This window comes from Novosphingobium sp. (assembly GCF_031417815.1).
Taxonomy (GTDB): Bacteria; Pseudomonadota; Alphaproteobacteria; order Sphingomonadales; family Sphingomonadaceae; genus Novosphingobium.
Genome location: NZ_JANOWI010000039.1, coordinates 1 through 8,869 on the forward strand (window position 1 = coordinate 1; position 8,869 = coordinate 8,869).

Genomic DNA, 8,869 nt, shown 5'->3' on the forward strand with positions numbered 1-8,869 from the left:
CACACCACCATCGCGCCGACCATGCTGACCGGCAGCCCCAAGGAAAACGTCCTGCCGCAAACCGCGACCGCGCTGATCAATTACCGTATCGCGCCGTGGAACAGCTCGCAAGATGTGCTTGATCGTGCCCGTGCTGCCACCAAAGGGCTGCCGGTCCAGATCGGCTGGACCGAGCGCAAGCCCGGCGAGCCCAGCCCGGTTTCATCCACCAGTTCGCCGGGGTGGAACCTGATCGCGGCCACCGCGCTGGCGGACCAGCCCGGTCTGGTCGTCTCACCCTATCTGGTGGTCGCCGGGACCGACAGCAAGCACATGTCAGGCGTGTCCGATGACGTCTACCGCTTCCAGGCGATCAGTCTGGCCAGCACCGACATCAAGATGATCCACGGCACCAACGAGCACATGACGCGGGCCAACCTCGACAGCCTGATCCGGTTTTACGCGCGGTTGATCGCCACGGCAGCGGGTTAGTCTCAGCCCCGCTGACCCATTCCCCAGCCTCGTCATGCTGAACTTGTTTCAGCATCCATCGGGCCTCCAACCCACGGGTCGCTCGCCGGCGCGGCAGCCCAGTCAGCTCACGCGGCAAAGCTTCGGTTTGAACGGAGAAATGGGCCCTGAACCAAGTTCAGGGTGACGAAGTTTGGGTGGGTCAAAAGAATCCGCACCATTCCCCTTGCCTCTCTTAATCGCGCGGTTAAACTCTCTGCCAAACGGGAGACCACGATGGATGATGCAACCTACCAGCGGCTGCTGGCCAAGGCCCTTCGCACCAAGGATCTGTTCACGTTCGATGACTTCATCACGTTCTGGGCCAAGGACCGGCCAGACCGGACCGCGATCGAAGGCGATGATCTGACCTTCACCTATGCCGAACTGGAAGATGCGACGGCACGCGTCGCATCGGCGCTGTTGGCGCTGGGGGTAAAGAAGGGTGATCGGATCACCTGGTTCGGCAAGAACAGCGCAACCTATTTCGCCTTGTTCTTTGGCGCGGCGCGGGCCGGGATCGTGATGGTGCCGGTGGGCTGGCGCCTGGCCGAGCCCGAAGCGGCCTTCATCATCGACAACGCCGAGGCCAAGCTGCTGTTCCTGGGCGAAGGGTTCGAAGCCTGCGCCGCTACGCTGGGCCAGCGCCCGGGCCTGATCCGCTGCTTTACCGCTGCCGAGGCGCAGGCCGAAGTGATCAAGGCGCCGCGCGGGGCGTTCGATCCATCGAAAGCCGACGAGGCGGTGCTGCAGCTCTACACCAGCGGCACCACCGGCAACCCCAAAGGCGCGGTACTGTCCAACCGCAACCTGTTCGGGCTGCGCAAGGCCGGCCTTGAAAACCCGCCGCCGCATTCGCTGTGGGACGAAGACGAGGCGGTGCTGGTGGCCATGCCCTGCGCGCACATCGGCGGCACGGGCCTCGGCATCGTCGCGCTCGCGGCCGGGCTGCCGGGGATCGTGCTGAGCGAGTTCGAGCCCACCCGCGTGTTCGATGCGGTGGAGAACCGCGGCGTCACGCGGTTCTTCATCGTGCCCGCGGCGCTGGCGCTGCTGCTCAACCACCCTGACTGCGCGAAGACCGATTTCAGCCGGATCAAATATATCATGTACGGTGCCAGCCCGATTCCGCTCGATCTGCTGCGCGAATGCATCGCGATGTTCGGCGCCGAATTCACCCAGAACTACGGGATGACCGAAACCACCGGCACGATCTGCGTGCTCCCGCCTGAGGACCATACGGTCGAAGGCAACCAGCGGATGCGCTCGGCCGGCAAGCCGCTGCCCGGCGTTGAAGTGGTGATCAAGGGCCGCGATGGCGCGATCCTGCCGCAAGGCGAAATCGGCGAGATCGTCACCCGCTCCTCGGCCAACATGCTGGGTTACTGGAAACTGCCCGAAGCCACCGCCAGCACGATGGACGCTGATGGCTGGATCGCCACCGGCGATGTCGGCTATCTCGATGAAGACGGCTATGTCTACATGTTCGACCGGGCCAAGGACATGATCATCACCGGCGGCGAAAACGTCTATCCGGCCGAGGTTGAAAGCGCGATCTATGGCCATGGCGATGTGCTCGAAGTGGCGGTGATCGGCGTGCCTGACGTCAAATGGGGCGAGGCCGTGAAAGCGGTTTGCGTGCCCAAGCCGGGCCACACGATCGATCCCGCGAGCATCATCGACTGGACCCGCACCCGCATCGCCGGGTTCAAGGTCCCCAAAAGCGTCGACGTTATCGACGCACTCCCGCGCAACCCCAGCGGCAAGATCCTGCGCCGAAGCTTGCGCGAACCTTATTGGGAAGGCCGCGAACGCCAGATCAACTAGTCCGTCCCCCGGCGGGACGGCAGCGTCAGCCGGACAGGTCACGCCAACGAATATCTTGAAAAAAATTAACTAAGGTCTTCCCTTGCAGAACAGCGGGAAGCTCGAGTCGCTAGATGTGCGATTCGGAAACACAAACAACCATAAACTCCAGGCACCATCCATGCGTAACCGCATGCATGAGGTTTGCTGTGCCGATAGTAGTCACACGTCGCAAGCTTTGCTGCGCGGCGGGCATCGGTACTTAAATATCGAAGATCTTTGCTTGTGGCACCAGGCCGCTAGCTTGAACTTGAAGTGAATGCATTTCACGGGTCGTGCCGTTTCTCGCCGTTAGATCGCCAGTTCAGGCGGCTTGGGCGCAGCACACCGCAGGATGCTTTCACCAATCGGTGATCTCCCTGCACGGATTTGGGAGCTTCAACCATGGCCACTTACACACTCGGCAGCCGCTACGTTCTTGATGAAAGCGCCGATCTGCAGAACGGCATCGGCGGGGACGCCGACTATGCCCTCGCGGCCTTGCCTGCCCTGTTCAAGACCTACCTCGATACGCTCGGCCAAAGCTATGCCTTCGCGGCCAGCAATGGCATCGCCAAAAGCGCCGACGGCGTGATCCAGGTCGGCAGCGCCGGACCGATCAGCACGCTGGTGCTGGCCGATGGCAACAACCAGCCGCTCGACGGCGACCCGAGCGGCCTGCTGACCCTGGCCGGCAATTCGGTGTTCCTCTATGCCACCAGCGATCCGCATATCGTGATCGGCCGTGAAGGCACGCTGGGGGTCCCCAATCCCAGCGGCGACGTGGTCTTCGCGGTCTACCTTGAGGCCAATGCCAGCAACACTTCGGCAACGCTGTGGTCGATCCAGTTCGAAGCCATCCGCCATCCCGATTCGGCCAGCATCGACGAGGTGGTTGATCTCGGTAATTATCTGCACATCGGTGCCGCCGGTGATTTCGCGCTAGATTTCGGAACGCTTGGATCGGGGCAGCTGCTGTTCGGCTCGTTCGGCAACGCCACGATTGCGGTGATCGTCGCGGGGCGCGACCAGGATCCCGTCGGCGGCATCGATTCGATCAACACCAGCCAGGGCGGCGGTAGCATCACCATCGGGGTCGATAATCAGATGTTCGATCCAGCGACGTTTGACCGGAAGACCGGTGCTGTCACCGCGCCCGGCGATGCCGCCTATTTCACTTTCGTCGAAGGGCTGCAGCCGGCCAGCGGCACGACCATGCCGTCGACCGGGGCCAACGCGCCCGGCGGGGTCAGTGCGATTGACTATAGCGCGCTGCACCAGGCGGTCGGTGCCTCGTTCACGATCGTCCAGATCCAGGGGGCCGGTAATACGCCCAAGACCAATGTCCAGCTTCACGCCTTCAACACCGCGATGGAAGAAACCACCGCCTACCTGCCTGGCCAGGGCGATGCCGACGATGTCGAGGTGAAAATCTCGATCGCGTCGATCAAGGTCATGCTGGGCGGCGTGCAGGTGACCGCCGGGATCACGGTCAACCAGCTGGCCGGGGGCCTCGGGGTCGAAGTTCGCGGCGTTCCGGTTGGCGCGACCGTGCAATATGGCACGGTCGATGCTGGCGGCCTGCCGACCACACACACCCGGCTGCTGATCGAAAATTACGACGGCAATCCTTTCGATATCGGCGGCTTCGCGCTGCAGGGCCCGCCCACCTTCACCGCGATCGGCCAGCTGATCGGGTTCGGCGACGATGGCCCGGTCGCAGCGATCGGGCTTACCGGCCAAGAGGCGGTTACCGACGAATCGACCGGTGCCAATGCCGCCGACACCGGGCTGGCCGTGCCGACTGACGAAGTCGGCCATGCCGTCTCGCTGACCGCCGCCGCCCGCCTGATCGGCTGGGACCAGGCCACGGTGATTTCCACCGCAGGAACAAGTGCCGGAACCGATGGCGGCTCGAGCAGCGTCTCGCTCGAACTCGGCGCGAATACCGACAGCGGGCTCAAGACCACCGATGGCACCGCGATTATGCTGTCCAAGGAAGGCAACGTGGTGGTCGGCAAGGCCGGGGCCGAGGCGATCTTCGCCATTTCGATCGATGCCAACGGCCAGATCACGGTCGAACAATACGATTCGGTCCAGCACACCCCGGTTGGAACCTTCGACGATGTCGCGCGGATTGCGGCCGGGCGGCTCTTCGCCAAGGTCTCGGTCACCGACGGTGACAGCGATCCGATCAGCAATTCGATCGATATCGGCGGCAAGGTCGGGTTTGAGGATGATGGCCCGGCGGCGTCGCTGGCGCTCAACAATGTGACCATCGTGGTCGATGAAAGCGTCGGCATCGATCCCGCCGATCCCAATGCGCATGACGAAGTGGGCCACGGTGCCGGGGTGATCGGGTGGGCCATGCTCACCGGCGATGCCCTGTTCACCAAGGCCAAGGACGATGGCGAGGACGAGGAAGGCGCAGCTGCGGTCTTCTCGCTCAAGATCCAGAACGCCCTGACCCAGCTGACGGTGAGCAGCACCCATTCGGCAATTTCGCTGGTCGCCGACGGCACCACCGCGGCCAAAGGCATTTCGGCGGATGGGCAATATGCCTTCCGGGTTGAAATCGATGCGAGTTCGGGCGCGGTGACCATGATCCAATACCTCGCGGTCGATCATGGCAATGCCTCCAGCACCGACGAGCTGTCTGCCGCGCTGGGCAGCGGACTGCTCTATGCGGTGTGGACCGTGACCGACGGCGATGGCGACAAGACCGCGCCGCAGGTCGATATCGGCTCGATCATTTCGATCGAAGACGATGGGCCAACGATCGTGACGGCTTCGCTTGAAGACCTGACTTCGGGCAACACGCCTGGCGTCACGGTCAGCGGCGATGCCACCTTCGATCTGGGCAGCGATGCCGTGGCGCATTGGTCGATCTTCAACGCCCCGGGCGATGTGGGTACCGGCGCTACCGGTTTCCGCTGGCACTACGTCGATTCGAGCGGCGATGGAGTGGCCGACACCAACAAGGTCGTCGGCACGCTCGACGGGGTCGATCTCTATTCGCTGTTCGTCGACAGTGACGGGTCTTACGACTTCACCCTGCTCAGCGCGCTCAAGGGTACCGACCTCCGCCTCGATGTCACCGACATCAAGGCCGGCGGGCCTGATACCAACTTCATCAACGTCGGCGCGCTTGGCAGTGACGAATACGTGAAGATTTCGGGCTTTTTCGATGCCGACGGCACCGGCCCCAACCCGCGCGGACCGGCAGCGGTCAACGAAAGCAATGCCAACGTCGGGGTGGTCAATGGCAACCTCGATGCGAACGAGACCCTGGCTTTCAGTCTCTATGACAGCCTGAACAACGTCCAGGACATCAGCGGCATTTCGATCGGCACCAAGACGCCCAAGACCACGAACTACCTCTACACTGCGTTTGATGATGGCGTGGCGGTTGCGGGCATGACCAATATCGCGATCTCGGTCGCCAAGAACGGCAAGATTGTCATCAATGCGCCGACCGGCGTGTTCTTCGACACGGTCGAGATCACTTCGGTCAATGGTGCGGCGGTCAAGATCGGGCTGGGCGACATCTCGATCAAGATCCTGCCGCCCGACTATCTGCTGGGCTTCACCCTGCAACTCGCCGATGCCGATACCGATCCGGTCAGCGCGAGCTTCACGGTCGGGATCGACGGGGACGGCGATGGCGCGGTCTCCGCTGCGCTCACCACATTCGCTGCGGCGCAACACAGTTTGCTGGCCAGCGCGCCGAGCGCGAGCGTGGAGATGGACTGGGTGGTGGCGGCCCACTCCGCGCAGTTGTTCTGAGCTGAGTATCTCCGGCCGACAGGGAAATCTGTCGGCCGCGGATTGCATTCGCACTGGCATCGCGCTCCATTCCTGGCCTATGACACGGCCAGGCATCAGGAGAGCAGCCATTTCCGATCCCCTAACCGGCGCGCTGGCACTGTGCAGTACAGTCAGCAGCTTCAGCGCATGACCAGTACCGCCGCGCTGCTGGCCTTCACCGCTACCGCGGCGGTGCTGACAATCACCCCGGGGCTCGATACCGCGCTCGTGCTGCGCACTGCTGCCGCCGAAGGACCGCGCCTGGCGATGCTGGCGGCGGCTGGCGTTGCGCTGGGCTGTCTGGGCTGGGGGCTGGTGGTGGGCGCTGGCCTTGGCGCGCTGCTGGCGGCATCGCAGCTGGCTTATGACGGGCTGCGCTGGGCCGGGGCGCTGTATCTGCTTTATCTTGGGATCAAGTTGATCCGCGCACCGCGAGCAGCGCTGGAGGTTGCGGTTTCAGAGGAAGGCGCGGCGAGATCGGAACCGCCCAATTGGCTGCTGCGCGGGTTCCTGACCAATATGCTCAACCCCAAGGTCGGGGTGTTCTATGTCTCGTTCCTGCCGCAGTTCATTCCGGCGGGATCGAGCGTGCTGGGCTGGTCGGTGCTGCTCGCCGCGATCCACAATGTGCTGGGGTTGCTCTGGTTCGCGGCGCTGATCATGGCCACGCGGCCGCTGCTGGCTGCGCTGCGCAAGCCCGGCGTGATGGCCTGGCTCGACCGGCTGACCGGCGCGTTGTTTGTTGGGTTCGGCTTGAAACTGGCGTTTGGCGTCCGCAATTAGCGCCCGCGCGGGATGCACTTGTCGCGCGTCACTCCGGCAAAGCTCTCGCAGTTGTAGAGCGTGATCTCGCTGCCGGCAGGATCGCGGCTATAGCTGAATTGCAGGCTGTCGCGCGCCGCGCGGGGGAGCGGGAAGCTGACGGGCACATCGCCCCGGTTGCTCCAGCCCATCACCCGGCAAGTGCCCTGGCCGTTGCACAGACTGCGCGCGGTGGCGAGCGCTACGTCGCTCCCCGCTCCGGCCGAGACGATGATGAAGTTGGCGCGGCCATTGGGCAGGCGCATCACGACTTCGCCGCTCGAAACGGCGGGCGTGTCGCTGGGCAAGGCCGGGATCCCGGTGGCCACGGCGAACGAAGCATCGGGATCGGACAGATCGGGCCTGCCGGTCGGGAAATCACCGGGCATTGTGCCTGCGAAAGCTCCGGCGGACCCTGGGGCAGAAAGCTGCGCGAACGAAGCCTCGCCGCCGCGATAAGGTTTGGTCATCGCCGCAGTGGTGCCCCAGCGGCCCGGCCAGCGGAAGAACAGGTGGGTTTCAACCTGCGCGATCTTTTCCAGCTTGGGGCTCCACGAAGGGAACACCCAATCGGTGTGATAATGCGTCGCTGTGCCGACCCCGGCGTAAACATAGCCGCGCAGCGCCTGTTCGGCGCGGGTTCGCGAGGCGGCCCAATCGGCATCGCCATAGCGGCGCGTCAGCGATCCATCACAGGTGAAGGTGAACTGGCAGCCGGTGGCGCGTTGCGATCCTTCGAACACCACGCCGCAGACGGTGCTGGCGAAGGCGGGGTGGCGCACGCGGTTCAAAATGACCTGGATCACCGCGCGCTGGCCCTGATCGCTCGCCCCGGCCTCAGCCATGGCGGCCAGCGCCAGACAATCGCGAGCGTTGCCAAAATCGCCTGGATTGCCCGAAAATCTGAACGGTAAGGCCGTAGCGATCGGACCGCTGACAAATGGAACCTGCAAATTCGATGCGCGCGCCGCATCCATTGCGCCTGGCGCCAGCATAGCCGGGGGAAGATCGCTGCCGAACAGCGGCGCTTCGATCGCCCCGCCGGGCAGTGCTGCGATTTCAGCGGCCTGCGCGGTGGTCGGCTGACCGGGCTGGCGTTGTGGCGTCGAGAAATTGCGCCCAGCCAGCAGCACCAGCAACAGCGGCACGAAGGCGAGCAGCGCCACGATCATCCGGCGGTTCAGCGGATCGTCCATGATGGCCTTTCTAACCGCCCCGCTACAAACCAACAGGTCTCAAACAAAAAACCCCGCCGCAGCGGGGTTTGGTGTTGGTTGCGGGGGTAGGATTTGAACCTACGACCTTCAGGTTATGAGCCTGACGAGCTACCGGGCTGCTCCACCCCGCGTCACCAGCCAACGGCCGTTCACGGGCCGCCAGCAATGCACTTTGCCCAAATAGGGCGAAATCACCGGAACACAAGGCTCCGGAAACACAAAAAGGGCCGCAGGGGCCCTTTGAGCGCAGGGCCCGAAGGCCCTGACATGTGAATGGGTTTTAAACCGTACCCGCCGGCTTTAATGCCTGGCGACGTCCTACTCTTCCAACGCTTAAGCGTTAGTACCATCGGCGCTGTCAGGTTTCACGTCCGAGTTCGAGATGGGATCGGGTGGGGCACTGACGCTATGGCCACCAAGCAATAAAGCAGGCGGATACGGGTTTTAATCGATGCACTGTAGTGCGTTTATAAGGGCGTATCTGGCTGAAAATCGTCAACATACACTGACAGCAAAACTGTCATTGATGGTGGGACTCTCAAGCATGATCAGAGTTATTAGGACCGGTTAGCTCCACACATTACTGCGCTTCCACACCCGGCCTATCAACGTGATGGTCTATCACGACTCGAAGATACCTTATCTTGAGGGAGGCTTCCCGCTTAGATGCTTTCAGCGGTTATCCCGTCCATGCATAGCTACCCTGCTGC

The 8,869-nt window shown here is 63.2% G+C and carries 4 protein-coding genes, 1 tRNA gene, 2 rRNA genes and 1 pseudogene; 4 read left to right on the forward strand and 4 right to left on the reverse strand.

All coding sequences use genetic code 11. The features are described from left to right. The 4 genes and pseudogenes from RMN99_RS09660 to RMN99_RS09675 all read left to right on the forward strand — a co-directional run. A pseudogene (locus RMN99_RS09660) lies at nucleotides 1-471 on the forward strand (M20/M25/M40 family metallo-hydrolase); the annotation flags it as partial. A 255-nt stretch (nucleotides 472-726) separates the two neighbouring features. Continuing rightward, entirely contained in the window at nucleotides 727-2,316 is a 1,590-nt protein-coding gene (locus RMN99_RS09665; RefSeq protein WP_309623108.1) for a fatty acid--CoA ligase, read from the forward strand. Nucleotides 2,317-2,739: 423 nt separating this feature from the next. After that, nucleotides 2,740-6,120, forward strand: a complete 3,381-nt coding sequence (locus RMN99_RS09670) for a DUF5801 repeats-in-toxin domain-containing protein (protein WP_309623109.1) — start codon at nucleotides 2,740-2,742, stop codon at nucleotides 6,118-6,120. A 168-nt stretch (nucleotides 6,121-6,288) separates the two neighbouring features. Further along, the gene (locus RMN99_RS09675) at nucleotides 6,289-6,924 is read left to right on the forward strand and encodes a LysE family translocator (RefSeq protein ID WP_309623110.1); all 636 of its coding nucleotides are present in this window, start codon (nucleotides 6,289-6,291) and stop codon (nucleotides 6,922-6,924) included. Here RMN99_RS09675 and RMN99_RS09680 read toward each other — a convergent pair. The 4 genes from RMN99_RS09680 to RMN99_RS09695 form a co-directional block, all read right to left on the reverse strand. Further along, entirely contained in the window at nucleotides 6,921-8,138 is a 1,218-nt protein-coding gene (locus tag RMN99_RS09680; RefSeq protein ID WP_309623111.1) for a cell wall hydrolase, read from the reverse strand. The genes RMN99_RS09675 and RMN99_RS09680 overlap by 4 nt on opposite strands. A 75-nt stretch (nucleotides 8,139-8,213) precedes the next feature. Further along, a tRNA-Met gene (locus RMN99_RS09685) sits at nucleotides 8,214-8,290 on the reverse strand. A 174-nt stretch (nucleotides 8,291-8,464) separates the two neighbouring features. Further along, nucleotides 8,465-8,579, reverse strand: a 5S ribosomal RNA gene (gene rrf / locus RMN99_RS09690). A gap of 118 nt (nucleotides 8,580-8,697) precedes the next feature. Beyond that, nucleotides 8,698-8,869, reverse strand: a 23S ribosomal RNA gene (locus RMN99_RS09695); the annotation flags it as partial.